Source organism: Hymenobacter sp. M1-2 (genome assembly GCF_057808495.1).
Window position 1 is genome coordinate 46,833 of sequence record NZ_JBTYZO010000030.1, and the last position, 26,464, is coordinate 73,296.

A 26,464-nucleotide genomic window follows, 5' to 3' on the forward strand; every position below is an offset into this window, starting at 1 on the left:
TGGTGTGGGCTACTTAAAAAAGGTGGTCGAATGAAAAGCCGGCTAACAAAAATCCGGCCGGTCCGGAGAGTCTGACAACGTGACCTTAGGCGGTTCTGTTGCGCCTGGCAGGCAATGTAATATAACCGCTTCGGCTGGGCTACGCAACTAGCCGTTGGCGCAATAGCGTAATCAGGTCGTTTTTGGTTCGGATTTTCCGGTCAAATGCCCGGATTTTGCTTTGCAGCATCTGCCGGAAAGCGTCGTTGGCGGGGGCGGAGCTGAGCTTACCCAGGTTTTCTACCAGGGCTTCCTGCTCCTGCTTGTCCGACTTGATAAAGTCGCGCAGGGCTTGTACCCGAATATTGACCTGCTCCTCGCGCGACGCTGTGCTATTCTCAGGCCGCTTGCGGACGTAGTGTTCCAAGGCGCTCATCTCAAACACCTTATCGCAGGCGAGGATGAATTGCTCCCACACTCGGTCCGATTCTTCGCCCCGCACCGGGCCCACCTTTTTCCAGGCGGCTTGCAGCTCTTTGGCGCGGGCTACGGCCTCGTGCATGGGCCGGTTGAGCAGCTCCACGGCTTCGGCAACCAAGGCCCGCTTGCGGCTCAGGTTGTCGTCCATGAAGTTTTCTTTGGAATCGGTGCGCTTGCTCTCGATGTGCTGCTTGAGCCGTTCGAAAAACAGGTTGTGCGCCGCCCGGAACTGGGTCCAGAGTTCGTTGGCTTGCTTGCGCGGCAACGAACCGCCCACTTCCTTCCAGGCCTGCTGCAACTGCTTGAGCTTGGCCGTGGTGTTTTCGAAATCGTCGGAATTCTGTAGCGCCTCCGACTGCCGGATGAGGGCCTTGTACTGGTCGGCGGCGCGGTTGGTCATGGCCTTCTTCTCGTTCTGGAAGGCCTTACGACGCTGGAAGAATATGTCGACTGCAATGCGGAAGCGGTTTTCCAGCTCCTCGGTTTGCTGCTTATCTACGGGCCCGGTCTTGATCCAGGCCTGGCGCAGCTCGTGAATCTGCTCGCCGGCCGTGGTCCAGTCCAGGGTGTGGTGCAGCTCTTCGGCCTGCTGGATAAGGCTGATTTTGGTGGCCAGGTTTTTCTCGCGGTTGCGGGCCACGGTCACCTTGATGGACTCTTCGGCTTCGGTGAGGCGGCGGTGCAGCGTTTCAAAGTCGCCGAGGCCGTCGTAGCTGGTCACTTGCTCCTTGAGGTGCAGGGCCTTCATCAGGAAAGAGCCTTTGTTCTCTGATTCTGCCATCTTCTGCAGCAGCTCCTCTACTTTCCCCTGGAATGTCTGAAAACGATTAGCAAAATACAGTAGCGAAGCATCGGCCGATTCCTTCACCTGGCCTACCTGGCGGGCGGGTAAGTCCATGAAAGGCCGGAGCCACACCTGGTCGCCCTCAACGTAGCCATAACGGCGGGCTTCGGCCAGCAAGTGGTCTTGTTGTTCCATAATCTAGATAACGCGGAAGCGAATAGGTGTGTGGTGAAAATGCCAGAAGGCGGTACTCGGACCGGAAAGATGTGCAAGTTTACGTCTTGTTGCAACATTCCTCGCATATATGCGGGGTAGCAAACGCCATTGGCCCTGCCTACCTTTGGCAATTCCAGTCTGTAGCAGAGTCACTCCTAGGCGGATCTGAGTTTGAACAATGAACTCAGGAATGCTGACAGAGTGGGCGCTTGGACGGAGCAAAATAGCATTTTCAGACAGATAAATTGACGATTTTGTCGGTCTCAGTTCATTCACCCTCTACAACTCCCCACGCATGAGTGACCAGCCCACCATTATTTTCTCGATGGCCGGGGTAAGCAAGATTTACCCGCCGCAGAAACAGGTTCTCAAGAATATTTATCTCTCGTTTTTTTACGGCGCCAAAATTGGCGTACTCGGTCTCAACGGGTCGGGTAAGTCGAGTCTGCTGAAGATTATTGCCGGCGTCGACAAGCAAATTCAGGGCGACGTGGTATGGTCGCCGGGCTACTCGGTAGGCTACCTGGAGCAGGAGCCCCAGCTCGACGCCAGCAAAACGGTGCTGGAAGTGGTGCAGGAAGGCGTAGCCGAAACCGTGGCCCTGCTCAAGGAATTCGACGAAATCAACGAAGCCTTCGGGGCCGAAGACGCCGACTTCGACAAGCTGCTGGAGCGCCAAGGTGCCGTGCAAGAACGCCTCGACCAGCTCGACGCCTGGAATCTCGACAGCAAGCTGGAACGAGCTATGGACGCCCTACGCACGCCCGCGCCGGAAGCCATTACCGGTAACCTGTCCGGGGGCGAAAAGCGCCGGGTGGCGCTGTGCCGTTTGCTGCTGCAAGAGCCCGACGTGCTACTGCTTGACGAACCCACCAACCACCTTGACGCCGAGAGCGTGCTGTGGCTGGAACAGCACTTACAACAGTACAAAGGCACCGTCATTGCCGTAACCCACGACCGGTACTTCCTCGACAACGTAGCCGGCTGGATTCTGGAGCTGGACCGGGGCGAGGGTATTCCGTGGAAAGGCAATTACTCGTCGTGGCTGGAGCAGAAATCGACCCGACTGGCCCAGGAAGAGAAGACCGAGAGCAAGCGCCAAAAAACCTTGCAGCGCGAGCTGGAATGGGTGCGCATGGCCCCCAAAGCCCGCCAAGCCAAGAGCAAGGCCCGTCTCGCCGGCTACGACAAGATGGTGAACGAAGACGTTAAGGAGAAGGAGCAGAAACTGGAGCTGTTCATCCCCGACGGCCCGCGCCTCGGTGCGCAGGTTATTGAAGCAGAAGGGTTGAGCAAGGCCTTCGGCGACAAACTGCTGTTTGAAAACCTGAGCTTCGCGCTGCCGCAGGGCGGTATCGTGGGCATTATCGGACCCAACGGCGCCGGCAAAACCACGCTCTTCCGCCTCATCACCGACCAAATGAAGCCCGACGCGGGCACCTTCGCGGTGGGCCCCACGGTGCAGACGGCCTACGTAGACCAGCAGCACGACACGCTGGACCCCAACAAGTCGGTGTTCGAAACTATTTCGGGGGGCACCGAAACCATGCTGCTGGCCGGCCGGCCGGTGAATGCCCGCGCCTACGTGAGCAACTTCAACTTCCGCGGCGGCGACCAAGAGAAGAAAGTAGGCTCGCTCTCGGGCGGAGAGCGAAACCGCGTGCACCTGGCCACCACGCTCAAGCAAGGCGCCAACCTGCTGCTGCTCGACGAGCCCACCAACGACCTCGACGTGAATGCCATTCGAGCGCTGGAAGACGCGCTGGAAAACTTTGCCGGCTGCGCCGTCATCATCAGCCACGACCGGTGGTTCCTGGACCGCCTGGCTACGCACATCTTAGCTTTCGAGGGCGATTCGCAGGTGGTGTGGTTCGAAGGCAACTTCTCCGACTATGAGGAGGCTAAGAAGAAGCGCCTCGGCGACGTGGAGCCCAAGCGCGTGCGGTACCGGAGCCTGGGATAGAGCGTGAAAATTATTATGGTTTCGATTGCTGTTCGAATATTTCCTTACTTTTGTCTTAACTTTTAAGTGAAGATCAGAGTTGAAATAGTGTGGTTCGCTGAGGGGCTAAAAGCCCGCTTGTACTCGGTACGGCTCCCGCAGCAGGATGCCCCGGAAACAGTTCGTTTCTTCAACCGCATGCTTATTCATCCTCGCTGCCAATCAGATAAGCGCTTTGGTGCCGCTCTACGAACCTTACTCGATTGGCTGGATAGAATTGCCCGGTTGGAAGGTGCTTTGCTGCGCTTCTTCCGACCGGGTGAAGGCCACGGGTACGCACTGCCCATAGACAAAGGTCCGCTACGTTTGTACTGCTACCGGTTTGACGACCAGAATCTGCTGCTTTGTGGTGGCGGTATCAAATCCGGCCAGACGGTACAAGAAAGCCCCGACTGCTTACCCCACTTTCAGTTGATGAATTATGTAGTACAGGCCCTGCGGCGGCGTCACGTAGGGCCGGAGCGCTTACCCGAAAACGCGACGCAAGCCTACTCACTTGAAATCGAAATTCCTGACGATGAATACCCTAGCTGACTTACTCGCGCAAAACCCTCCCAGAGAAGAAGAGAAACGATTCGTAGATAAGTCAATGCAGCTGTCTGGCTTGATTGCCGCGGCCATGAAACGGAAAGGACTAACGCAAAAAGCATTGGCGGATCGGTTGGGAAAGAAAGAATCAGAAGTAAGCCGGTGGCTCAGCGGCTTGCACAACTTCACCCTCAAAAGTCTGACGCGCCTTGAGGCAGTGTTGGAAGAGGATTTGATTCTGACCTTTCGTGACCAAGCGGCAGCCGTTGCGCGTACTGCGCCTGCCAAGTTGCAGTGGGCCGAAACCGGAGCCGATTGGCAGCTACCAGTACGCAACCAGGAGCCCCGGCGTCGGGGCGCTGCCCCAGTAGAAGAAGCATATTCACTTACAGAAGCAGCTTAATGGCTGAAACTCCTGCTACCGCACCGCGTTTTACGGTCGAGGCTTTGACACTATGCCAAGTGCAATTGATGCACTTGACCCTAGATGACACCATGCCGCCCTTGGCTGTTGGCAGGCGTTACGTATTCAAATCGAAGGCCGACATCCTCCTTAGTTCAGAGGCGGATCGGCTGCGGGTAGATATGTACACGGACATCACTATTCCTGCTAAAGCCCGACCAGCTGACGGTATCAAACCGCGCGTGAAAGCCCGTATTGCTGTTGTGTTTGAATACCGAGGACTGGATGAGTTGCGCAAAGATGGAAAGCTGCCCCTGCCGCTGGCTCACACGGCCGTCAGCCTGGCATATTCAACCATGCGGGGGCAATTGCAAGCGCGACTGGCGGGTACCTCGTTTGGCGGGGCCTCCTTGCCAATTATCAGTCCGCAACAACTTTGGCAGCCACCAACGGCTCCAAATGAATAGCAGGCTGCTGGCTGCGCCGTCATCATCAGCCACGACCGGTGGTTCCTGGACCGCCTGGCCACGCACATCTTAGCTTTCGAGGGCGATTCGGAAGTGGTGTGGTTCGAGGGCAACTTCTCCGACTATGAGGAGGCCAAGAAGAAGCGCCTCGGCGATGTAGAGCCCAAGCGTGTGCGGTACAAGAAGCTGAACTAGGCGAGGCTCCTTCTCTCAAGCCTCATCATAGCGGCACTACCTCAATAAGAAGGCCGACGCTCAAGCAGCGTCGGTCTTTATTTTGTCTCGTATCCTTGCTCACCCAGACCAGCCTGGACCATCCACCGCACGGTCGCCGAAAAGCTGGCACTTTTGGGATTGGCAATAAAAAGTGCCAGTCCCAAAAGTGCCAGCTTTTCGGCTTCTGCCTCTGCATTCGCAGGTGCTGCGCTTTCGCCCCCGGCAACGTACATGGCCACTTCAGCCGCAGCTAAGTCGAGTACAAGTGGGGTGGGATGCGCCGCCTTTACCGCCCGTGGCCAGACTGTGGAGGCAGCTGTGCCGGGAGCTGCCCCCGCAGAATATCAGAGTTTAATGCGGGAGCCTACCAAGGAGCTACAGGGCTTGGCGGTTGCAAGAGCGGACGTGAGGAGGGCATCGGAAGACATCGAAACAGAAAAGGCCGACGCTGCTCCAGCGTCGGCCTTTTTGAATAACCGGTTATAAGCCTGTTATTCCACGATTACGCGGCGCACGGCGGGAGCCTGACCAGCTACCTGTACCGTGAGCAGGTAGGTGCCGGAAGCCAGACCCGCAGTAGAAACTTCAGTGGAAGCTCCCGTGAACGTGCGCTGAGTTATTTGCTGACCCAGCACGTTGTGCAGGGTAGCCGTAGCGGCCACGGCCGCGGTGGGCAGCTCTACCCGGAAGGCGGCCTGCGTGCCCACTGGGTTCGGCCACACCTGGAACGCCGCCTGGCCCTTAGCCGACTTGTTCGCCAGTGGACTGCAAGTGGCCAGCAAGCTGAAGTTGCCTACTTCTTCTTCGAAACCCGAGACGAAGACGAGGTAGGTGGCGCCGCTAGTAGAAGGGAAAGAAACGGCAGAAGTCACGCCGCAGCTTAGGGGGCCGTCATCGTTGCCAGTTACGCAGGTGTAGATGCCGCCGCAAGTGCCCTGGTAGACGAACAGCTTACTGTCGTAGTTGGTGGTGGGGCTGCAAGTGGTGAGGCTGATAGTGCCGCCCGTGCCGGTGAGGGTGTAGAATACGCCGCCCTGGTCTACGGAAGTACCACAAGCAGCAGTTGGGTCGCCGGTGGCGGTAGCGCCTTCGGTGGTGCCCGTTACGGCTACGCCGCAGGTCAGGGGCAGCGCAGCAGAGCAAAGGTCATTGGCGGGAGCCGGGGCCAGCGTGCGAAAAGGCAACACGGCCGTAGTAGACGTGGCACCACCCGCGCAGTTGGCTACTATGCGCACCTGGTAGGTGGTACGGGGCGTCAGGCCCGTCAGGGTCACCGGAGAGGCGGTTACCGTCCGACTGGTAGTGGCGGGCACCGTCGTGATGGTGTAGCTGGTAGCGGAGGCCGCGCCCAGAAAGTTGATAGTAGCCGAAGTCAGCGTGATATTGCTCGCACTCAGCTCGGAAGGTGCCAGGCAGGGTGCGGGCGCGGTGGTAGTGAAGCTGGTCGTAGCCGCTACCGAAGTGCTGCCGCTGCCACAATCCGACACGATTTGTACCGTGTAGGTGGTGCCGGGCGTCAGGCCCGTCAAGTTAACTGGGGAGGCAGTTACGTTTTGAGTGGTAGTGGCGGGCGTGGTCGTTACCACATACCGAGTGGCTGTGGTGCTAGCCGTGAAGGCCACGCGGGCGCCGGTGTTGGTGATATTGCTCACGGCCAGCGCTGTGGGCGGCGCGCAGGCCGCAGGACTGGTGATGGTGAAGTCGGCGTTCGAAATGTCGAAGAAATAGTTGCCGGCGGCTTCTACCATGATGCGGGCCGTGGTGGTCGCCACGCTCGGCACCGCAACGGTGGCCGTGCCGGAGTTCGGCACGTTCGAGGCCAGAATGGTGGGGTAGGTGAGGCCGCCGTCGGTGCTGAGGCGGATGTTCACCTGGGCGCAGTTCACGCCGTTGGCGGTGGTGCCGGCCACGTCCCAGGTCACGGGTTGGCTGGAACTGCCCGGCCAGGTTACGGCTGTATTGGGGCTGGTAACCAAGAACGGACCCGCGGTACTCGTGACGAGCAGTTTCACGGAGTCGCTGCTCACAACGCCGCCAATTACGCCGGCTGGGCCCGCGTGTTCGTCGCGGGCAGTGCACTTGAAGGTGAGTTTCCGCGTCACGGTGGGCAGCCGCTCGCCAAGTACTACCGTATTATTTACTAAGTCGCTCAGGCGGGGGAAATAGCGGGTGGGCGAGGCGCTAGGTACGAAAGAGCGAAACAGGGGCACGTTGTCGTTGGCTACCTGCGTGGCCGTGGGCGAGCCGGCAGTGCCCAGGTCCAGTTCTTCCCAGTTGTAGGTGAGCCGGTCGCCTTCCACGTCGACGCCGGTGGCAGTCAGCTTGAAGGGCGTGCCGCTGGGCAGCGTGAGGCCCGAGGCTGGCACACTCACCAGCGGCGGGGTGTTGCCGGTAGCCGTAGCCGTAGCGCAGGTGGTATTCACGATAAAGCCGCGCATCTCCTCGTAGTTGCCCACGTGAAAAAATGCGTCGGAATTCGGTTGTAGGTCTTGGTTGCTGCCGCAAATGCCCGCATAGGCCATGATGGTGCTGCCCGAGCCGGGCTCCCAGGCCGCTTCCGGGCTACGGTTGCCACCGCCGCAGCTACCCGAGTTACCATTGAAGGGGTGACTGCCGCTGAACTGGTGCCCCATCTCGTGGGCTACGTAGTCGATATCGAACGCGTCAGCTACGGGCGAGCTGCTGCCAGTTACTCCTTCGGCCTTGCGGCTGGCGCGGCACACCACCGCGTAGCCGGCGATACCACCGCCTCCGGTGCTGAACACGTGGCCGATGTCGTAGTTGGCGGAGCCAATCAGGGCATCCACGTTGGTTTGGTTTTCATCCAACATAGCTTCCCCGTTGTCGTTGGTATACGGGTCGGTGGCGGCATCCGTGTACACCAGCCGGTCGTTGCTGGGCACCAGCACCAGCCGCACGGCCAGCTCTTTCTCATACACGCCCACCACCCGGTTCACGCTCGTCACGATGGCGGCTTGGGCCAGAGCCACTGTACCACCGTGGAAGGTGGTGTACTCGCCCGTGGCGGCTACGGCTAGCCGGTAAGTACGGAGCAGACCGCCGCTACTCAGCTCAGCTGGGGCGCTAGCACCCTGAGTAATGTGGGGCTGCGCAGCAGTAGAGCGGTCCTTTTTAATTGGCTTGAAAGTACACGTTCCTGCGCCCGAACCCGACCGACGCATGTCGCGCTTGAAGAAGCTGAGGTAGTGCTGTGTGTCGTTGCGGCGGGCGGGATCGATGAAGATGGTGCCCGTGGTAGTAGACAAAATTTGGGCGTGAAAGCCGGCCGGCGTTAAGTCGAGGCGCACGCTGGCCGTGGCGTCGTCGAGGCCGCGGCCGGCGTAGGTGCGGATTTCGGGGTAGCGGGCGGCCAGGGCCGGCGCCATCACGGCCGTTTGCCACACGGCAAAATGGGCGGTGCTGCCATCGGGTAGAGGCAGAGCAAGTACCAGCGGGGCGGCGCCCGCCTGGTTTTCAGCCGGCGCGGCTGCTAGCGTGGCGCGAGCCGCGGCCACGTCGAGCGTGAGCGGGCGGGAGCGTTGCAGGGCCGCTGCCAGAGGCGAGGCAACGGCAGCTTCATCGCGAAGCAAAACGGCCGCGGTCCGTTGCTGGGCCGTGGCCGTCGATAGGGAGCCGGTGAGCAGCGCCAAGCCAAGCAGACGCCGCGTTACGGATGAATAAGTTTGTTTCAATGGAAATGGGGTTAGATGATGAGTTTTGCCAGAAAAGTTGCCAAATGTAATCATATCGTCAGCCCAGACCCATTCATAAGCAATAGATGTGTAATGAGCACCCGCGCCGGGCTCGAATGACTACCTGGCTCCCCGGCGCCCTCAATGCGCTTTTTCAGTAGCCATGTTTCTTATCAACTAGCAGCAAGGTAGGCGCTACACTGCTTATACAGCGCGCGGCATAGGGTAGAGAAGGTGGGTTTTGCCTGGACCTGCTCAAAACGCCGCGCTTCTCGACCGTGCTCTTCATAGCATTCGGCGTAAGCTGCCGAAGAAGATTTTTTCAATAGCCGCTGCGGGCGGGTGTGTTACGGGCGCGCTGGATCGGAAGGCGGCCACCACGATTTGATGAGATTTTGACTCCGCGTAAAAGAAATAATCCTTTCTTTATGCGAGGCTAATGGTTGGTTGACCAGGCCGCAAATCATATCCTATGGCCGCCAAAAAAGATATGTACGCCGACAAAGCGGCGCAGCACCGCCAGTACCTGCGCATTGTGGCAGACACGGAGGCTCGGCTGGCCGCTAACCCGGCCGTGCAGCAGTGGCTCGAGCAATTTGCCAACGATGGGCAAGGCTTGCTCAAAGACTACGCCGAGCAGAAAGCGCGCTACCTGATCCATGGACCCAACTGGCTCAGAAACGAACAGGCTCAGCTGCGTCGGCCCTACGCGCAAGCCTACCGCCGGCTGTGGGAAATTCAGCAAAAGAAGCTGTTCAACCTTCAGTGCCGGTGGCGGGCCGGACAGGTGGAAGTGGCGGGCGTGACGGACGGCCACGAGTTCAGCCAGTGGGGCAAGCACATTCATACCTGCCCGGTGCTTGAGCCTGTTACGCCCGAGGAAGTAGCGCTCTACCAGCGCTACCTGGCCAGCGACGAATGTCAAGACCTGGGCGCCGACGCCCTGGGGCCAACCAGCTGGCAAGACTACCACGAGTTTCGGCTGTGGTGGCGGCTGGAGGATGCTGGTTCTGGCTCCCCCGGCCACGATATGCTGCATCCTGATGTGCCAGACGGCCTTGCCGAACCGCTGGGCGACTTATTCAATATGTTCTACCGGTACCCCGACTGGTATACCTTCTACGACCAGCACCAAGGCACCAGCTTCTTGCTGCAACTCCCCGATGTGCGGGGCCCCAAACCCCGGGGCTACGACGAGGATGACGCCCTAGCGCCCACCGATCCGCTTCCTGAGGTGGAGAGCCCCGAAGCTCCGGCCCAGCCTACGCTGCGCTATCTCAGCCCCTACGACTTAGCGCTCACTGAAACGCTGCTGAAGCGGTTTGAAGCGCCGGAGCTGGTGCAGGCCATGCGGGTAATGGAGCACCGCGAAGAACAGGATTCATTGGCAAACACGGCTCACTCCACCTACAGCTATCTGTCGGAAATCTATGAGCCGGTGCCCATCAAGGCGGGACCCGACTGGCGACAGTGCCTCGACGACGCTTACGTGGCCTACCAGCGCCGCGTACTAAGCGCTGCCCTGGAGGCGGTGTACGACGAGTATTGCCTGCGCGAGCGAGTGGGCATCGCGCACCCTGATCCCAAAGACTAACTTTTTTCGGCTACTACGATGTCTGACTACCATAGCCGAGCTGCGGAAGAACAGGAGCAGCTGGCCCAGCTTGTACGCGATACCGAGCACGAGCTGCGTACGAATCCGGCCTACCAGCCCTACTTCGCCGGCTATACCCCCGCGAGCGTGGAGGCCTTCATTCAGGAGTACGCGCGCCGCAAGGCCAGCTACGTGCAGAACGGTGCCAAGCGCGTGAAGCAGTTTGAAGACAAGCTCACCGGTGCGCGCGACCAGGCCCGGCTGCGGCTGTGGGAAATCCAGCAGAAGAAGCTGTTCGATTTGCAGTGTCGGTGGCGGGCCGGCCTCATCCGTCTGCCCGAAGCGCAAGTAACGCGGCAGTTTGAGTATTGGGGCGCTCACCCTGATGAGTGCCCGTTTCTGCCGCCCATCACGCCCACCGAGTTTGCCTTGTATTGCGACTACGTGAACAGCCCGGCGAGCGTAGCCGGCCGCTGGCTCGACGGCAGCGTACGCTATGAGTCGCGTTGGCAGGACTATTTTGAACTCCGTAGCGAATACTACCCCGACGAACTGCCCGGCTTGCCGCCCGATAGTCACCTGCTGCAAAATGGCGTCGCCGATGAATATGACGACGACGACGATGATGACTTCGACGACGACGACTTTGATGACGACGACGAACGAGGCTTCCCTAAATATCCGCGCTGGTACCGCTTCTACGACGAACACCACGGGACAGGTCAGCTGCGCCACTTGCCCAACGTGCGCGGCATGAAAGAAGATTTTTATACGCGGCTGGACTTCCGCCACCAATTCGCGCAAAAACCATCCGCGCCGGTCTTGCTGGCCGAGGCACCGGCTGTAGCACCCCCGCCAGCTGAAGAGACGCCAGCTGAAGAGACCCTGGACGAAGAGACGCCGGCCGAAGAGACGCCGGCCGAAGCGGCTCCGCAAGCAGCCGAGCTACCCTCTCCCGCTCCGCCGCCCCCGCCCGACTCGCGTCCGTGGTGGTATACCCACAACCAGAAAGCGTTGTTTCGGACCATAGTAGAGTCATTTGACCCTACACCGCAACTGCTGGAGCTGCGCCGCGCAATGGACGAAGGTATCAACCGTGTCCACAGCGAGGAAGCCGATCAAGCGTTGTTCGACTTTTGCGCTCTGGTAGAAGAGCATGATATCATTATGCCGATAGCCGAAGATGCGGACGATTGGCGGCCAGCCTTGCAGCAGGCAGCGCAGGGCCTGCGGTGGCGGCAACTGCTGGCGCTGGTGGTAGCCGAGTACGAAGACTACCAGCATCGGCTGTCCCTGGGCTTGCGTCCCGCCCCCCCAGTCTACAAATGCGGCTGCTCCAACCACGACGCCGAACCCTGGTATATCGACTATGCCCGCCAGCAGGTGCTCAGTGGCCGCGTCCTCAACGGAGAGCCCGCCGACTTCGATTTTTAGTGTTTCTCAAAAGTTGAGGACGGTATCACTGCCGGCTGTTTCCCATCATGATTGGCGGCGCTGATGCTGGGGACTTTCCGGGCGTGTTTGTTGCTGGCTCTCCGCGTGGGCCAGCAGTGCCCGTGCCACGCCCAGGTAATCGGCCAACTCAGGCCAAGACACTTCTGCGTTCGGCACCTATTCTACCCGCATCACGAATACCGCATCTGAGGCGGTGATAAACAGTGTTTTCCGGTCTTTGCCGCCGAAGCAGACGTTGCCGGTCCAGGCGGCAGGAACAGGGATGTGGCGGATTTTCTTGCCGGCGGGGCTGTACACCGTTACGCCGTCGCCGGTGAGGTACACGTTGCCTTTGCGGTCGAGAGTCATGCCGTCGGAGCCCTGCGGGGCGAAGAGCTGGCGGCTAACGAGCCGTCCTTCGGGGCCGATTTGGTAGCGGTAGGTTTTGTTGGCTTGAATGTCAGCCACGTAAAGCTGCTTGCCGTCGGGCGTCCCAACGATGCCGTTGGGCTTTTGCAGCTGGTCGTCCACCACTATGGGCTGGGTCTGGCCTTTGGGCAGCAAATACACTTTCTGGATGCCCTGAAATGGCTCCGGGCTGCGCTGCGTCCAGTAGTCACGCGGGTAGTAAGGATCGGTGAAGTAAATGCCCTGGCTGACGGGGTGCACCCAAAGGTCGTTGGGGCCGTTGAGACGCTGGCCCTGCACGTCGGCCAGCAGCACCGTCACCTTCCCATTCGGCGCGATGGACCAGAGCTGATTGTTCTCGTCGGCGCAGGCCAGCAGGTTGCCGTTGGCATCGAAGTACAGCCCATTGGCCCGGCCGCTTTTCGCCAGAAAGACGCTGAGCTGGCCCTTGGTATCGTACTTCCAGATTTTGTCGTTGGGCTGGTCGGTGAAGAAGATGTTGCCCGCCTTGTCCACCGCCGGCCCTTCCGTGAACTTGAACTGCCGCGCCACCAGCTTCGGCTCCGCCGGTTTCGTTTTGGCTACTTGCCGGCTTGGTTGTGAAGTAGCGGTGGTAGTAGTGAGCGTAGCACCCACCAAAGCCGCCGAGGCAGTCAGCAGTAAAGAAAGGCGGAGAGTAAGCTGGTTCATGAGGGAAGAACTAGTGGAGCCGGCAAGGTGCAGCCAGGCTTGGCGATTGTCTGGTTGAAGTACTTCTAACGCAACGGAAGCAGCAAGGTAGTCCCATCTGTCATTGCGAGCGGAGCGAAGCAATCCTTCCTCCCGATGCGCAAAACTCCCTGAAGCGAAAAGCCCCTGACGTTGGCATACGTCAGGGGCTTTTCTGGGTAGAGAATCAGTCTCAAAGAGAGGAAGGATTGCTTCGCTCCGCTCGCAATGACAACCTGCCTAGCGTTGGTTGCGAAGGGTGAAATGCTCGAAGCTTACCGTCTCCGTCTCCTCTCCCTGTGCGATAAGGCCCACGCGCACACCCCGGTCCCAGGGCGGAAGGTAGGTGCCGTTGACAGTGAAGCCATCGGTGCGGAGCGGCTCCCAGTTCCGGCCACCGTCGAGGCTGAAGCCGAAGCGGTAGCGGCTGCCGCCCCAGCATTCGAGGCGCAGGCCCAGCGTGGCGCAAGGCTCCAGGAGCACGTGCGCGAGGCGCTGCTTCTTGCCCATTTTCACGTGCCAGAGCTGTAGCATGTTGTCGCCGGCTACCAGGGCTAGGGCGTTGTAAGGGTCACCCACCGCGCCGAGGCCGGCAAACGTGCCCTCGCTCAGCTCCGTGGTATTCAGCACGACGCTGGTAGTGTAGGTGGCGGTGTACGTGCGCTGGGCCACCATCGCGCCCAGGCGGGCTGTGCTGGCACCTAGCCGCAGCTGGTTGTCGGCCACTTCCAGGCGCGGAATGTTGCCCACCGGCCACTGCCAGGTCAGGTTCAGCGCCTCGCCTTCGAAGGTATCGGTCACGTTCAGCGCCCGCACATCGGCCAGCGGAGCGGCCTGGGGGCTCTTATTGACAAATTCCGGCCAGCCTTCAGCGTTCCAGGTGAATTCGCTCAGAAGCCCCTGCCGGCCCACAAACTCGTGGCTGTTGGCGTGGTAGGCATGGTGCAGCAGAAACCAGCGGCCATTTTTTTCGGCTACGGTGCCGTGGCCGGGGCACTTCCACACGTTGTTGTCGGTGAGGATGGGGTTCTGCGGGCATTTCTCCCACGGTCCCAGCAAGGTGCGGGAGCGGGCCACGCCCTCCGCGTAGGTGCAGTACTTGCCGCAGCAGGCGTTGCCGGCGTAGAACATGTAGAAGTAGCCGTTGTGGCGCACCATAGCCGAGCCTTCCACCAGCGGGCCTTCCCAGGGCGCATCGTTGCGGAACAGCTCTTTGCGCTTGCCCACCAGCTTCAGCGTCTGCTCATCGAGGCGCTGGGCCCAGATGGGCGTGGCCTTGCCGCGGCTGTTGCCGTCGTTTTTCCAGACCAAGTGCAGCACGCCGTGCTCGTCGCGGATGGGGAAGCCGTCGATGGAGCCGGCCGCTTCGCCCACCAGCGGGCCGTGGTCGGTATAAGGACCCTCGGGACGGTCGGCGCTGGCCACGGCCACACACAGCATACCGCCTTTTTTACGGGCCGTATAATAGAGGTATACTTTGCCGCCCTCGTAGAAAATTTCGGGCGCCCAGAAGTTGGAGTCGCACCACTCGGGCAGGCGGCCGGGGAAAACGTGGCTCACCAGCTCCCAGTGCAGCAAGTCGTCGGACTTGAAGAGCGGGAACACCGCGCCCCACTCTGCCGAGGTAGCACTCACCCAGTAGGTGTCGCCGATCTTGGCAATAGTAGGGTCGGGAAAGTCGCCGGGCAGCACCAGCCGGTCGTAGGTGACACGGGCGGGAGCTACCGGGGCAGCTACGGCGGCGCCAGGGAAGAAAGACTCCAGACGGTCAACCAACAGATCAGCGTCCGGCGTGGGAACCATAGTCCCGGATTCCAATTCGAAAGACAAAGCGAGAGAAGATAGAGGTGGGAAAAGAAAACCTACCCAGCGAGTTGTTCGGTGCGGTTGCCATGACGCGACACCCAGCATGCCGACAAAGCATGTTCGGACAAAATGCGCGCCAAAGGCAACAAAAAATTTGGATGGAAAGGGGAAAGTTTAGATCAGGGAAAGACTTCTTGTAAGCCAGTAAACGATCTGCGTTTCAATATAAAGGCTAGCCACAACGAGAAATGCTCGTCTCGGTACCTTTGATTATTCGAAGTTAATGAAACCCTATTCACACGGCCAATTTGCCGCCGTTTTTTTGTTCAGACGCCCGCATCCGTCGACAGAAAGGCCATACAGCACGATGAAAGGAAGAATAGCCGCAGCGGTTTATAAGGCTATTCGCGCCTAGACTCAGGGGCAGTGGCCTGCTCAGCGGTGTGTAGCGCGGAAATCCGTTCCGCGGCCGAGCAAGGCCAGAATATCCAGCATCACACCACTTGCATTAGTGCGTAAGAACTTGCCTAAGGCTCGCGCGCAGAATAAATTTCCGCGCTACTCTTCTATTTAGCGGTCCGCTAGTTGGTATACATTGAAACCACGCCGCGGAAAAGGAGGGCGGTGCTGCTCTCATCAAAGGAATAGCCAGCAAATGACGCTAGCCGCTTTTCGGAGTGAGATTCTAGGGGTATTTCATGCTTCTAGAAACGAAGCTTTCGACCGGCGAAGCTTATTCTGCGTATTCTCGGGCTAGTATTACTGCCTTCTCTCCGCTTTCTTCGCTATGGTTGCTACTGCTATTGCCTCCGCTTTCCATCGTCACTTCGGCTACGTGGCCCCGTTGCTGGTGCGCGCGCCCGGCCGCGTCAACCTCATTGGGGAGCACACCGACTACAACCAGGGCTTCGTGCTGCCCGCCGCCATCGACAAGGAAATTTACTTCGCCGTAGCCCTCAACGACCGGGAAGAAATTCGGCTGGTGTCGCACGATCTTAAAGAAGCCTATAGTATAGGTGTCGACCAGGTGCACCGCACCGACACGCAGTGGGCCAACTACTTGCTCGGGGTGGTGGCGCAGCTGCAAAAGCGCGGTGTAGCAATGCAGGGTTTCGATTGCGTATTCGGGGGTACGGTGCCGGTTGGTGCGGGCATGTCGTCGTCGGCGGCGGTGGAGTGCGGGCTGGCTTTCGCCCTGGACAAGCTGCTCAACACCCAGCTCGACAAGATGATGCTGGCCCACGCCGCCCAGAAAGCTGAGCACGAGTATGCGGGCGTCATGTGCGGCCTTATGGACCAGTTTGCCAGCCTCTTCGGCCGCCCCGGCCAGGCTGTGCGCCTCGACTGCCGCTCCCTGGCCTACGACTATTTTCCCTTCGACACCCAAGCCTGCCGCATTGTGCTCTGCAACTCTGGTGTGAAGCACAGCCTCGCCGACTCCGAGTACAACAAGCGCCGGCAGGAGTGCGAGAAAGGCGTGGAAATCCTGCGCCGCCACTACCCCGAGATACAAAGCCTCCGCGACGCCACGCTGGAGCAACTCGAAGCCCACCGCGATGAGCTAGGCTCGCTCACGTTCCGCCGTTGCGCCTACGTAGTGCAAGAAAACCAGCGCGTCGTCACGGCCTGCCAGCACCTGGAACAGCACGACCTCGTGGCTTTCGGGCAGGACATGTACGCCTCCCACGCCGGCCTCCGCGACGATTACGAAGTGAGCTGCGAAGAGCTGGACGTGCTGGTAGAAGCCGCGCGCCAGGTGCCTGGGGTGTACGGCGCCCGCATGATGGGCGGTGGCTTCGGTGGCTGCACCATCAACCTCGTCGTTCCTGAACAAGTGGAAAGCTTCATCCAGCAAGTAGGAGCCGCCTACCAGCAGCGGTTTGGCCGGGAACTGGAAACCTACCAGACCAACATCGTCAATGGTGTGTCGGAAATGCAGAGCGTGGAGCTGGAAAGCTAAGCGTACGGCACTTGCTTGAAGGTGCTTCTAGAGACTTGTCGCAACAGCAAGCTGCGGAGAGGTTTCTAGGGCTATTTACTCACCTTTTCAAGGAGAGGAACCAGCGCTACTATCTTTCTGGTCTCCAGAGCCCCGGCGGGGCGGTATATCGGTAGAAACAACGAATATAAAGCCAGGGAGAGCCCCATCGGGGCGACACAAACCGTCCAACGATTTAATGTTTCTCGACGAGACTTCACTCAATTGTGTGGTCATTGCTTCTACCGATATGCCAATATGCCGCCCCGATGTGGGTACTACTGCATAGCTTACGGCCATAGTTCAGTAGGCGCTCAAATTGCGTTATTTGGAGTGGCATCTTCTACAATGCCGTGGACCCTATGGGCAGCATAACAAAAGGTATAGCGAGAACACTGACGGGCATTGCTTTGTGTAGCTCGTTCACGGTGGCAGCACAGCCGGCTGCCACGCCACCCACTTGGGCGCAGGACATGATCTGGTACCAGATATTTGTCGAGCGCTTCCACAACGGCGACAAGGCCAACGACCCCCGGCCGGTGAATTTCGCCGGCTCGTTCAAAGTGCCCGCCAACTGGGCCCCCACGCCCTGGACCCACGACTGGTACGCACCCGATACCTGGGCCAAAGCGGCGGGTCTCAACCACAACGATAATATCAGCCTACGGCGCTACGGCGGCGACTTGCAGGGCGTGCTCGACAAGCTGGATTACCTCCAGGAGCTAGGCGTTACGGCCCTCTACCTCAACCCCATCAACGACGCGCCTTCTCTGCATAAGTACGATGCGCGCAGCTTCCACCACATCGACGTCAACTTTGGGCCCGACCCAGTAGGCGACAACAAGCTGATAGCCGCCGAAAACCCCGCTGACCCCGCGACCTGGCAGTGGACCGCCGCCGACAAGCTCTTTTTAAAGCTGGTGCGGGAAGTGCACCGCCGTCAGATGCGCATCATCGTGGATTACTCCTGGAACCACACGGGCGTGGAGTTCTGGGCCTGGCAGGACGTGGTGAAAAACCAGCAGCAATCCACGTACAAGGACTGGTACAGCATTCTGCGCTTCGACGACCCCGCCACCCCGCAGAACGAGTTCGACTACGACGGCTGGGCGGGACTGCGGAGCCTGCCGGAAATCAAAAAGGTTGACATCGCCACTCCCCGTAAGTCGGGACGTCCGTACGAGGGGCAGCTCAACGAAGGCGCCCGCCGCCACATCGAAGCCGTAACGCGCCGCTGGCTGGCGCCCGATGGCAACGTGCAAAACGGCATCGACGGCTACCGCCTCGACGTGGCCGACCAGATACCAATGGGCTTCTGGCGCGACTACCGCCGGTTCGTGAAGGCCGTGAAGCCGGACGCCTACCTCGTGGGCGAAATCTGGTGGGAGCAGTGGCCCGACCGTCTCATGAACCCCGCGCCCTATCTGAGCGGCGACATATTCGACGCGGTCATGTTCTACCAGCTTTACCGGCCGGCGCGCAGCTTCTTCGCGGCGGTAGACAAGCCGCTTAGTGGCCGGCAGCTACAAGACAGCCTGGAGCGGGAGTGGCAGCGCCTACCCGCTGCCTTCCCAGCCGCGCAAATGAACGTTGCGGTTAGTCACGACTCGCCGCGGCTGCTCACCTGCTTCTACAACCCCGGCAAATACAAGTACAAAGCCACTCCCAACGACGACAAGACCTATAAAACCGGCAAGCCCGATGCCGATGCCGACCGCCGCGTCCGCCTCTACCTGCTGCACCACTTCACCAACGTGGGCGCCCCGCACATCTGGAACGGCGACGAGTTAGGCATGTGGGGCGCCGACGACCCGGACTGCCGCAAGCCGCTCTGGTGGCCCGGTTTCAAGTTTGAGCCCGAAACCCGCACCAACTACCAGCCCGGCCCCAAATTCTTCGACCCCGTGGGTTTCAACAAAGAGCATTTCGCTTATTACAAGCAGCTCACCAAGCTCCGCCGCGACAACCCGGTGCTCCGTCGCGGCCGGCTGGAGTTTTTGCCCACCACGGGCCGCACCTTGGCCTACCGCCGCACCGATGGTAAGGCCGACATCATGGTGCTGTTCAACCTGGAAGCCAACACCCAGCAAATACGCCTGCCCGGCAACGCGAAATACCGCAACCTGCTCGGTGGAGCCCCAGTAGTCGCCGGCACGGTTTCCGTCGCGCCACTCACGGGTCTGGTACTACGGAAGGAATAATGCCCGAACAGTCCGTCCGACGAAGTAGCCGAGCGGCAGTAATAGCGGACCGGAATAGAAGAGCTTCGAGCGTATTTTAATTATTGGCTGGTTGAGGCATCCCGGGGCTTGGCCTCGGCGCGGATATAGTTGCAACAGCTGGCGTCGCGGAAATAACTTAATGTTGGTTTTTGCGCTTGTGGGGCTGTGCATACCAACTTGCCTGTGGGCAAGCTTTGCCACGCACCAGCCGGTTCGTTGCGTATCCGTGTTAAAATGTCCAGCTTACGTGTCCATAAGAGCCGCTCTACCCATACCGCACCATGCCCGACCTCTTCCCGCTATTCCGCCCGTTTGCCGAGCAGAGCCAGCAGCTGTACTTCATTTATCATCTCGAAGCCCGGCGCATGGTGTACGTGAGCCCCGCCTACGAAACCGTGTTGGATTCTGCTCTCGCAACGGTAAACGAAGACCTGCCCGGCCTGCTCGCCCGCGTGCATCCCGATGACCAGGCGTACGCGGAACGGTGCTTTCAACACTTGTTGCGCGGCTCTTTTCTGGAAGATGTGGAACTGCGCCTCCAGCGTCCCGAAGGGGGCGTACGGTGGCTGAATCTGGCTGCCGCCCGCGTAGCCAATACCGAAGGCGAAACCTACCTCAGCGGCACCATTCAGGACCAGACCCGGGCCCGCGAGTACCTCGACAACGTCGACCGTTTCAACAAAAAGAAGAACGCCACGCTCGAAATCCTGTCCCATGACCTGGCCGGTCCCTTCATCATGATGCAGCAGCTGACGGAATACGTGGGTGAAATCGTGACGCCGCTCCAGAACGATAAGCTGAACGAGTTGCTGCAAGTCATGAAAACCACTTGCCAAGATAGCGTGAGCCTCATCCGGGACTTCGTGGACAACGAGTTTTTGGAGTCGGCCAACGTGGAGCTGAAGCGCGAACGGGTGGAGTTGGTAGCCGAGTTGCGCGAAATGCTCCAGGAGTATCAGGGCTCGGAGCAGCACCTAGGCAAGAGCTTCCTTTTCCGCGCGGGCAGCCCCACTATCTACATCGAGCTGGACAACAACAAGTTCATGCAGGTTATCAATAATCTGATTTCCAACGCCATCAAGTTCACGCCCGATGGCGGCCACATCGAGGTAACCGTGACGGAAGAGCCCGGCCGCGTTATAGTCACCGTGGCCGATGACGGAATAGGTATTCCGGAGAATATGCAGCCGGTACTGTTCGAGCGGTTCACGCCGGCCCGCCGCCCCGGCCTACGCGGCGAGAAAACTACCGGCCTAGGCATGTCCATCATCAAAACCATCGTGGAGCTGCACGAAGGCCGCATCAGCTGCCAAAGCACCGAAAACGAAGGCAGCACCTTCACTATCGAGCTGCCCATCTGGGAAAGCAGCTGAGCAGCACCGTTTCTTAGCCTGTCATACCGAGGCAGCTCACTAGTGTAATTAATACAACGGCTTTACCCAGATCCTTCACTGCGTTCAGTATGACAGGACACGGCATTACTACCGCTAGAATCGACGCTAGAGGTACAGAAGGGTTTCTATTGCGAGCGGCAAGCTGCCATGCCCTGGCCGATTAGCGCCTCGTCGTCACAAAAGCTTCTTTAACCGTAGCGTTTCGTCGGCGCTTCCCGTTTAAGCATAGATGAGAAAACTGCTGCTCGTTTGTTACTGCTGTCTGCTGGCTCTGAGTGCGCTGGCTCAGCCCACGCCCCGCCAGCTGTTCCCCGGCTTGTTTGAAGCCGTGCAGCTTGGCCGGGTTTTTCCCGACAACAAGACCTTCGTCGATGCCGTGCCCCGGCAGCCGCCGGCGGTTATTCTGGCCGCTTGGCAACGGCAAAAAGACGCGCCGGGCTTCAACCTGGGCCAGTTTGTGCAACAATATTTCTGGCTGCCCGAAGCAGCCACCACCACCTACCGTAGCAACGTAGCGGCCGGTCTGCGCGCCCACCTCGATACGCTCTGGACTGTACTCAAGCGCCCGCCTACCGACTCCGTGGCGCGTTACGGCTCTTTGCTGCCACTGCCCCGCCCGTACCTGGTGCCGGGCGGGCGCTTTCGAGAGGTATACTACTGGGATTCCTACTTCACGATGCTGGGCTTGCAGGAAGCTCGCCGCCCGGCACTGGTGCGCAGCATGACCGATAATTTCGCCTACCTCATCGACCGGTACGGCTTCATCCCTAATGGCAACCGCACCTACTACCTCACCCGCTCGCAGCCGCCCTTTTTTGCCCTCATGGTGCAGCTGCTGGCCCAAACGTCCGGCGACACGGTGCTGCGTCGCTACCAACCGCAGCTGCTCCGCGAATATGCCTACTGGATGGCCGGCGCCGATTCTTTAGCTCCCGGCGCCGCCACCCGCCGCGTGGTGCGCCTGCCCGGGGGCGAATTGCTCAACCGTTACTGGGACGACGCTACCACGCCCCGCGAGGAGTCGTACGTGGAGGACGTGACGGCTGCCCGTCTGAGCCAACAACCACCCGCGCAGTTCTACCGCAACGTACGGGCGGCGGCCGCTTCGGGCTGGGATTTCAGCACCCGGTGGTTTGGTCCCGCAGGCACTCTTGCCACCATTCGCACCACGGAGCTAGTACCCGTCGATTTGAACTGCTTGCTGCTGACTACTGAGGAAACCCTGGCTCGCTCCTATACCGCGCAGGGCCAGACCGAAGCGGCCCGCCGCTGGCAGCAGAAAGCCCAGCAGCGCCGCCAGGCCATTCAGCGCTATTGCTGGAACGAGTCGGTGGGCTGGTTCACGGATTACGACCTGCCGCAACGCCGGCCAGCTACCGTGCGCACCATGGCCGGCGTATTTCCGCTGGCCTTTGGGGTAGCTACTCAAAAGCAAGCCCGCCGGGTTGCGGCGGGCCTACAAAAGGATTTCTTGAAAGATGGGGGGCTGCTTACCACGCTTAGTGCCAGCGGCCAGCAGTGGGACGCGCCCAATGCCTGGGCACCGTTGCAATACCTAGCTGTGCAGGGCTTAGCCCGTTACCAGCAGCGGGCCTTGGCCGATACGGTGGCGCACCGGTGGGTGCGCCTAAACACCAGCGTATTTCAGCACACCGGCAAGCTGCTTGAGAAGTACAATGTCGTGGATACCCACTTGCCAGCCGGTGGCGGCGAATACCCCTTGCAAGATGGTTTCGGCTGGACCAACGGCGTGCTACTACGCTTCCTGAACCGGGACGCTAAACTTATTAAGTAGTGCTTAGAAAGTAGTGCCTAGTGCTTAGTGTTCGTCATGCGTTAGCAAGACTGTCAACACTAAGCACCAGGCACTACGCACTAATAACTATTTCTTAGCGCGGGCTTTGCTACCGGCAGGTACCAGCGTTACGGTAACGGGCAAGAAGTTGCTGGCCGATATCTCGACGCCTTCGCAGCCTACGTAGTCGTAAAGCAGCGTGTTGATGCCGGGGGGCACTAGCAGGGAATAGTGGCCCGCGGCGTCGGTGCTGGCCGCGGTGGTGCTGCCTTTCACCATGATAGTTGCACCCCGCAAAGGGCGCTTCTTCTCGTCGAAGACAAAGCCAGTGAGCTCCACCGCGGCGGGAGCAGCGGCGGCGGTGGTCGTGGGAGTATCTACTACCGCCGCTACTGGCTCGGCCGCTACGGAATCGGCAGCAGGCAATTCACTAGCAATAACCTCTGGCGTGCTGGCAGGAGTGGCCGGGGCAGAGGGAGCAAAGCGCACGGCCACTTCCAACGACTGAGTGGCCGGAGCTTCTTGGGCAAATGCGGCTGCGGTGGCGGCCAGGCACAGGAGAGAAGTGTAGAAGAGTTTCATACAACAGTCTGGTTGAAGTGTAGGGAGCAGAGCGTTGCAATAGGTGTTGGTAGGGGAGAGCGGCTATAGTTCTAAGGTACGCAAAATTAGATATGTTCAAAAAGAGCGTAAAACAAAGAACTGCCGTATCTGCCTAAATCAACCGTAGCCAAGCGACGCCATCAAGTAACGAAAATCCTGTAAAATGGTTTGTAAAAGCCGTATTTAGGAAACTTTGGACTCTACGTAAGAGGCAAGAAAACGGTTAAATATTTTTATAAAGTGATATGATTTTCATAGAATAGTTAAATGAACGGGTGCCTGAAAACTAAGCACTCGTTATGCACCTAGCGCAAAAAGCCCCGGCCGCATAGCAGCCGGGGCTCGGAAAGCACTCCAGTAGGTTATTACTGCTCAGTTGTCAGGACTGGTATCCTGATCCAGCTTCAGCATAACAACATAAACAAGTACTGCCCACCAGATTTGATTTCTCTTTCTTCAGCAAGAAAAGGCCCTGCCGAACCATTATAGGTTCTTGAGCCAGGCTTGCCGCAGGGCTAGTTGCGTGGGCGTTGGCTTAGGGAGTACGGTTAGCTGGTAGCGCTCCACATCTTCCTTCCCCTGCAGTCGGCAGCGGATTTTCTTTTCCGCCCCGGCCCGGCGCACTGTCAGCTCGTATTCCTGATTGGGCTTGCTGCCTTTTATTTTACTCAGTACGGCCTGCACGGTTTGGGGCTGCACTTCCTGGTCCTGATAGGCTACGAGCTGGTCGCCGGCAACTACGCCACAAGCTTGCAAGGCTGCCCCTACTTCCTGGAACACAAGGCCGCCCGCCGTCATGCTAAAGCTGCTACCCAACGACCCAACCTGGCGGCCGGTACGCAGCACGGGACTGTACTGCACGCCTACTTTGCCATAGTACTCCGCCAAAGGCAGCGGCTGAGCCTGCTGCACGTACCGCGCAAAGAAGTCACCGATTTCGGGGTAGGTAAGCTGGGTGAAGTCCTGGAAGAAAGTCTTTTCCGAGAACGGCTTACTGGTGCCATAGCGCTTGGTCAGCTCCAGAATCACCTCGCGCAGCCCCCGCTTCCCGCCCGATAGCTCCAGCAGGCGCAAGTCGAGCAGGGCGGCCGTGACGGCGCCGCGCTGGTAGATGTTGTTGTATTGGCGCTGGCCTTCATCGGAAAAGGAGTTCAACCCTAGTCGGCTCAGCGAGTAAGTGGTGTCGGCCGCAAGATGGTCGTAGGCAATCTTACCGCTCATCTGCTTGAGGTATTCTTCCAGCGGTAGCAGGCCGCCGCGCAGCTGCATCATGCCGGCCGCCCACTCCGTGGTGCCCTCGTACAGCCACAGATGCTCCGAGCCAGTGGGCTGCACGAAGTTGAACTGCTCGATAATCTCGGAATGCAGGTTGAGGGGCGTCACGATGTGGAAGAACTCATGGGCCGCAATGCTGGTGATGCTGGCGGCAAACTGGGGTGTGAGCGGATCCTCGCGCAGCACGTATTCTGAGCTATAAGAGTGCTCCCAGGCACCGTTGCTCTGGTCGTCGAAGTGGTAGAGGAAGGTGTAGCGCTCCACGGGCAGCTGCACCAGAAACTGCTGCGCCGCGTTCAGCATTTGCTGCATCTCCTTGAGCAGCGGCTGGGCCGGCACTTGGTCGGTGCGGGAGTAGCAGTACAGGTCTACTTTGGTGGGGCCTAGCATGGTGCTGGCTTCCGTGAGCCGGCCCAGCAGAAACGGCGAATCCACGGCGTGGTCGTAGTTGCGGGCGGCGTAGTAGCCCTGCGCGTCGGCCGTGAGTGGGGTGCCTACTTTCCAGCCGGCGGGGTAGTTGAGCTTGATGCGCAAGGGCCGCGCCTGCCAACCCTGCGGGTAGCCCAGCACCGTTTGGCCGTTGAGCAAGGCGTGGTCGGTTTCGAGGGAGGAGCCGCACATGCGGTACACCGAGTGCTCGGTCACGGGCGTGTCCCAGGTTTCGGCAATGGTGTAGCGGATTTCGCGGGTCTTTTCCGGCTGCACCAACTGCCATTGGTTGGTGGAAAGCTGTTTCACTTCCAGCGGCTTGCCTTTCTTGTCAAAGGCCGCAAACTGGCGCACGAAGCGGCCCATGTCCATCACCTGGTAGGTGCCCGGCGCGGTGGCGGCAAACTGGTACACGCCCTGTTCCTTGGTCAGCGTCGGCAACTCTAGCCGCACCTGAAAGACGTTGCTGTCGGTGGCCGGGTCCATGCTGATGGTGTAGGTAAGGGGCTGCTGCGCTAGCGCCGCAAGCGGGAGCGTGAGCAGAGCTGCCACCAGAAAGAAGCGCGTAAGGCGTAGAAGAGCTTTCATGAGCTAAGAAGAAAGAGTAGGCTAAGGGATGGCCAAATCATGGGAAACGTTGCCTCTCGCATCTGCTTAGCTGCAAGAAATACCCTCAGCGACCAAACAGACGACGCGAGGTCAGATACCCTGCTTCGCACCATAAAGGAACTGTCTTCTCACTCCACCCGCACTACGTGCGCGTCTGGCTAACCCAAGCTGCGGGGTAGCCGCGTAGCGGCGCCAGGTTTGTAGCCTCCAGTTGATTCAGCCGATAGCGCCGCGTAGCGGTGCCAGAGACGCCCCCAATCTGGCACCGCTACGCGGCGCTAGAACGTTTTGGGCCTGGTGTTCCACAACCCTGGCGCCGCTACGTGGGGTAGCTTGTAGTTAAGTGCCAGGCGCAGGCCCGGTGCCGGGCCTGCGCCTCCAACACCTGCCGGTTGCGGTTGGGTGGCACGCCCGGCACCGACACGCTGGTGGGCACGGGCAGGCTGCTGGCGTCTACTTGCCGGTTGTCGGCCAGGTACAGTCGCCGTCGGCACGGGTGAGCAACAGTTCGACGGGGGGCGTGGGTGATAGCGATAAAACTGACAAAAGGATTGCGGCAAGCGGCAGCCATCGGTTGCGCTTGTGTCGGTGGGCAGCGTAGGAGAAGCTCTCTCTGATTAAGGTTTGGCCCCATAGAAAAAGTGCGACGCGGCTGGTGGTGGCTTATTCCACCGTCGTGCCGGCCAGGGAAGCGGCCAGCCAAGCGGCTTCGTGCTCCCAGGCACTGCGGCGGGCGGCCAGCAGCACCAGGGCGGTCGGGCCTGCCGGAGCTTCGGGCAGCAGCGCATCGGTGGCGGCTTCTAGCAGGCGGTTCAGCCAGCGGCGGCGCAGCGCCAGGGCGGGCGCTTCGGGGGCGTCGGGGGGAGCGAGGAGTGGCGGCAGGGCTTTCCGCAGCTCGGGCTCGGCCATCAACAGACGTTCGGCGTAGCGTAGAGCGACCCGCCGGGCCGTCAGTTCCTGGGCTAGGCGCTGGGCTTGGTAGCGGCACTCGGCGTGGCGGGCCAGCAGCACGGTCGGGCCGGGAGGTAGCGCGGCCGGTGAGGGAAGGGGCGCGGTCGGGGGCAGTTCGGGCGTCTCGCTGGTGGCCCAAGCGTGTAACCACGGCCGCAGCCACGACTGGGCGGCTTTCGGCAACAGCTTGCGGCCCGCTTCCACGTGGGCCACCATACTCCGGCTCAGACCCAGCCAACGGGACAAATCGGCTTGACTCAGGTTGAAATGAGCCCGCAGGGCCTGTAGGTCGGAAGAGTAGCTCATGTGCGCGGCGGTAGAGAAGAAAAAGGTCACCCATCCAGAACATACCCAAGGAAGTGTGACCTCGGCGTAAGGTCACACTTTTCTGCGCAAGTAAAAAGTGTGTGACCTCGCACTTCAACGCTTGGTGTGGGTTAACAACGGAAGAGGTCCGCAAAAGCCAGGGCTGGCCTTTGCCACTCTACGTT

18 protein-coding genes and 1 pseudogene are annotated in these 26,464 nt (G+C 59.9%); 11 read left to right on the forward strand and 8 right to left on the reverse strand.

What is annotated here, in order from left to right; all coding sequences use genetic code 11:
• Nucleotides 1-139 precede the first annotated feature (139 nt).
• The gene (locus ACYSMN_RS22685; RefSeq protein WP_488926210.1) at nt 140-1,438 is read right to left on the reverse strand and encodes a DUF349 domain-containing protein; all 1,299 of its coding nucleotides are present in this window, start codon (nt 1,436-1,438) and stop codon (nt 140-142) included.
• A 316-nt stretch (nt 1,439-1,754) separates the two neighbouring features.
• On the opposite strand from ACYSMN_RS22685, the gene ettA reads away from it, so the two are divergent.
• From ettA to ACYSMN_RS22710, 5 genes and pseudogenes are all read left to right on the forward strand, one after another.
• Complete coding sequence (gene ettA / locus ACYSMN_RS22690) at nt 1,755-3,422, forward strand: energy-dependent translational throttle protein EttA (protein WP_488926211.1); 1,668 nt, start codon at nt 1,755-1,757, stop codon at nt 3,420-3,422.
• Nucleotides 3,423-3,599: 177 nt separating this feature from the next.
• Nucleotides 3,600-3,995, forward strand: coding sequence for a hypothetical protein (locus ACYSMN_RS22695; protein WP_488926212.1), 396 nt, complete (start codon nt 3,600-3,602; stop codon nt 3,993-3,995).
• Nucleotides 3,958-4,392 carry a helix-turn-helix domain-containing protein gene (locus ACYSMN_RS22700; protein ID WP_488926213.1) on the forward strand — a complete coding sequence of 145 codons (435 nt, stop codon included), beginning with the start codon at nt 3,958-3,960 and terminating at the stop codon, nt 4,390-4,392. Before ACYSMN_RS22695 ends, ACYSMN_RS22700 begins: the two co-directional genes overlap by 38 nt.
• Entirely contained in the window at nt 4,392-4,859 is a 468-nt protein-coding gene (locus tag ACYSMN_RS22705; protein ID WP_488926214.1) for a hypothetical protein, read from the forward strand. Before ACYSMN_RS22700 ends, ACYSMN_RS22705 begins: the two co-directional genes overlap by 1 nt.
• 9 nt (nt 4,860-4,868) lie before the next feature.
• Nucleotides 4,869-5,054: pseudogene (locus ACYSMN_RS22710) on the forward strand (energy-dependent translational throttle protein EttA); the annotation flags it as partial.
• 512 nt (nt 5,055-5,566) lie between these two features.
• On the opposite strand, the gene ACYSMN_RS22715 reads toward ACYSMN_RS22710, so the two are convergent.
• Complete coding sequence (locus ACYSMN_RS22715) at nt 5,567-8,767, reverse strand: reprolysin-like metallopeptidase (protein ID WP_488926215.1); 3,201 nt, start codon at nt 8,765-8,767, stop codon at nt 5,567-5,569.
• Nucleotides 8,768-9,239: 472 nt separating this feature from the next.
• Between ACYSMN_RS22715 and ACYSMN_RS22720 the strand changes: the two genes are divergently transcribed.
• Together ACYSMN_RS22720 and ACYSMN_RS22725 are read left to right on the forward strand one after the other, a co-directional pair.
• Nucleotides 9,240-10,361, forward strand: coding sequence for a hypothetical protein (locus ACYSMN_RS22720; RefSeq protein WP_488926216.1), 1,122 nt, complete (start codon nt 9,240-9,242; stop codon nt 10,359-10,361).
• Nucleotides 10,362-10,379: 18 nt separating this feature from the next.
• Nucleotides 10,380-11,795, forward strand: coding sequence for a hypothetical protein (locus ACYSMN_RS22725; RefSeq protein ID WP_488926217.1), 1,416 nt, complete (start codon nt 10,380-10,382; stop codon nt 11,793-11,795).
• A 177-nt stretch (nt 11,796-11,972) separates the two neighbouring features.
• On the opposite strand, the gene ACYSMN_RS22730 is transcribed toward ACYSMN_RS22725, so the two are convergent.
• Both ACYSMN_RS22730 and ACYSMN_RS22735 read right to left on the reverse strand, forming a co-directional pair.
• On the reverse strand, nt 11,973-12,893 hold the full coding sequence (locus ACYSMN_RS22730; protein ID WP_488926218.1) for an SMP-30/gluconolactonase/LRE family protein: 921 nt from the start codon (nt 12,891-12,893) through the stop codon (nt 11,973-11,975).
• A 258-nt stretch (nt 12,894-13,151) separates the two neighbouring features.
• Nucleotides 13,152-14,741 carry a family 43 glycosylhydrolase gene (locus ACYSMN_RS22735; protein WP_488926219.1) on the reverse strand — a complete coding sequence of 530 codons (1,590 nt, stop codon included), beginning with the start codon at nt 14,739-14,741 and terminating at the stop codon, nt 13,152-13,154.
• A 763-nt stretch (nt 14,742-15,504) separates the two neighbouring features.
• Here ACYSMN_RS22735 and ACYSMN_RS22740 point away from each other — a divergent pair.
• The 4 genes from ACYSMN_RS22740 (at nt 15,505) to treF (ending at nt 22,106) form a co-directional block, all read left to right on the forward strand.
• On the forward strand, nt 15,505-16,677 hold the full coding sequence (locus ACYSMN_RS22740) for a galactokinase (RefSeq protein WP_488926220.1): 1,173 nt from the start codon (nt 15,505-15,507) through the stop codon (nt 16,675-16,677).
• A 446-nt stretch (nt 16,678-17,123) separates the two neighbouring features.
• Nucleotides 17,124-18,896 carry a glycoside hydrolase family 13 protein gene (locus ACYSMN_RS22745; RefSeq protein ID WP_488926221.1) on the forward strand — a complete coding sequence of 591 codons (1,773 nt, stop codon included), beginning with the start codon at nt 17,124-17,126 and terminating at the stop codon, nt 18,894-18,896.
• A gap of 302 nt (nt 18,897-19,198) precedes the next feature.
• Nucleotides 19,199-20,290 carry a PAS domain-containing sensor histidine kinase gene (locus ACYSMN_RS22750; protein WP_488926222.1) on the forward strand — a complete coding sequence of 364 codons (1,092 nt, stop codon included), beginning with the start codon at nt 19,199-19,201 and terminating at the stop codon, nt 20,288-20,290.
• 250 nt (nt 20,291-20,540) lie between these two features.
• Entirely contained in the window at nt 20,541-22,106 is a 1,566-nt protein-coding gene (treF, locus tag ACYSMN_RS22755; RefSeq protein ID WP_488926223.1) for an alpha,alpha-trehalase TreF, read from the forward strand.
• Between the two features lie 87 nt (nt 22,107-22,193).
• Here treF and ACYSMN_RS22760 read toward each other — a convergent pair whose 3' ends face one another.
• From ACYSMN_RS22760 to ACYSMN_RS22775, 4 genes are all read right to left on the reverse strand, one after another.
• Nucleotides 22,194-22,688: a carboxypeptidase-like regulatory domain-containing protein gene (locus ACYSMN_RS22760; RefSeq protein ID WP_488926224.1), complete on the reverse strand. Its 495-nt coding sequence runs from the start codon at nt 22,686-22,688 to the stop codon at nt 22,194-22,196.
• 504 nt (nt 22,689-23,192) lie between these two features.
• Nucleotides 23,193-25,001 carry a M61 family metallopeptidase gene (locus tag ACYSMN_RS22765; RefSeq protein ID WP_488926225.1) on the reverse strand — a complete coding sequence of 603 codons (1,809 nt, stop codon included), beginning with the start codon at nt 24,999-25,001 and terminating at the stop codon, nt 23,193-23,195.
• Between the two features lie 340 nt (nt 25,002-25,341).
• A complete protein-coding gene (locus ACYSMN_RS22770) occupies nt 25,342-25,593 on the reverse strand; it encodes a hypothetical protein (RefSeq protein WP_488926226.1) in 252 nt (83 codons plus the stop codon).
• A gap of 92 nt (nt 25,594-25,685) precedes the next feature.
• Nucleotides 25,686-26,279 (reverse strand): hypothetical protein, encoded by a 594-nt coding sequence (locus ACYSMN_RS22775; RefSeq protein ID WP_488926227.1) that lies wholly within the window; start codon nt 26,277-26,279, stop codon nt 25,686-25,688.
• Nucleotides 26,280-26,464 lie beyond the last annotated feature (185 nt).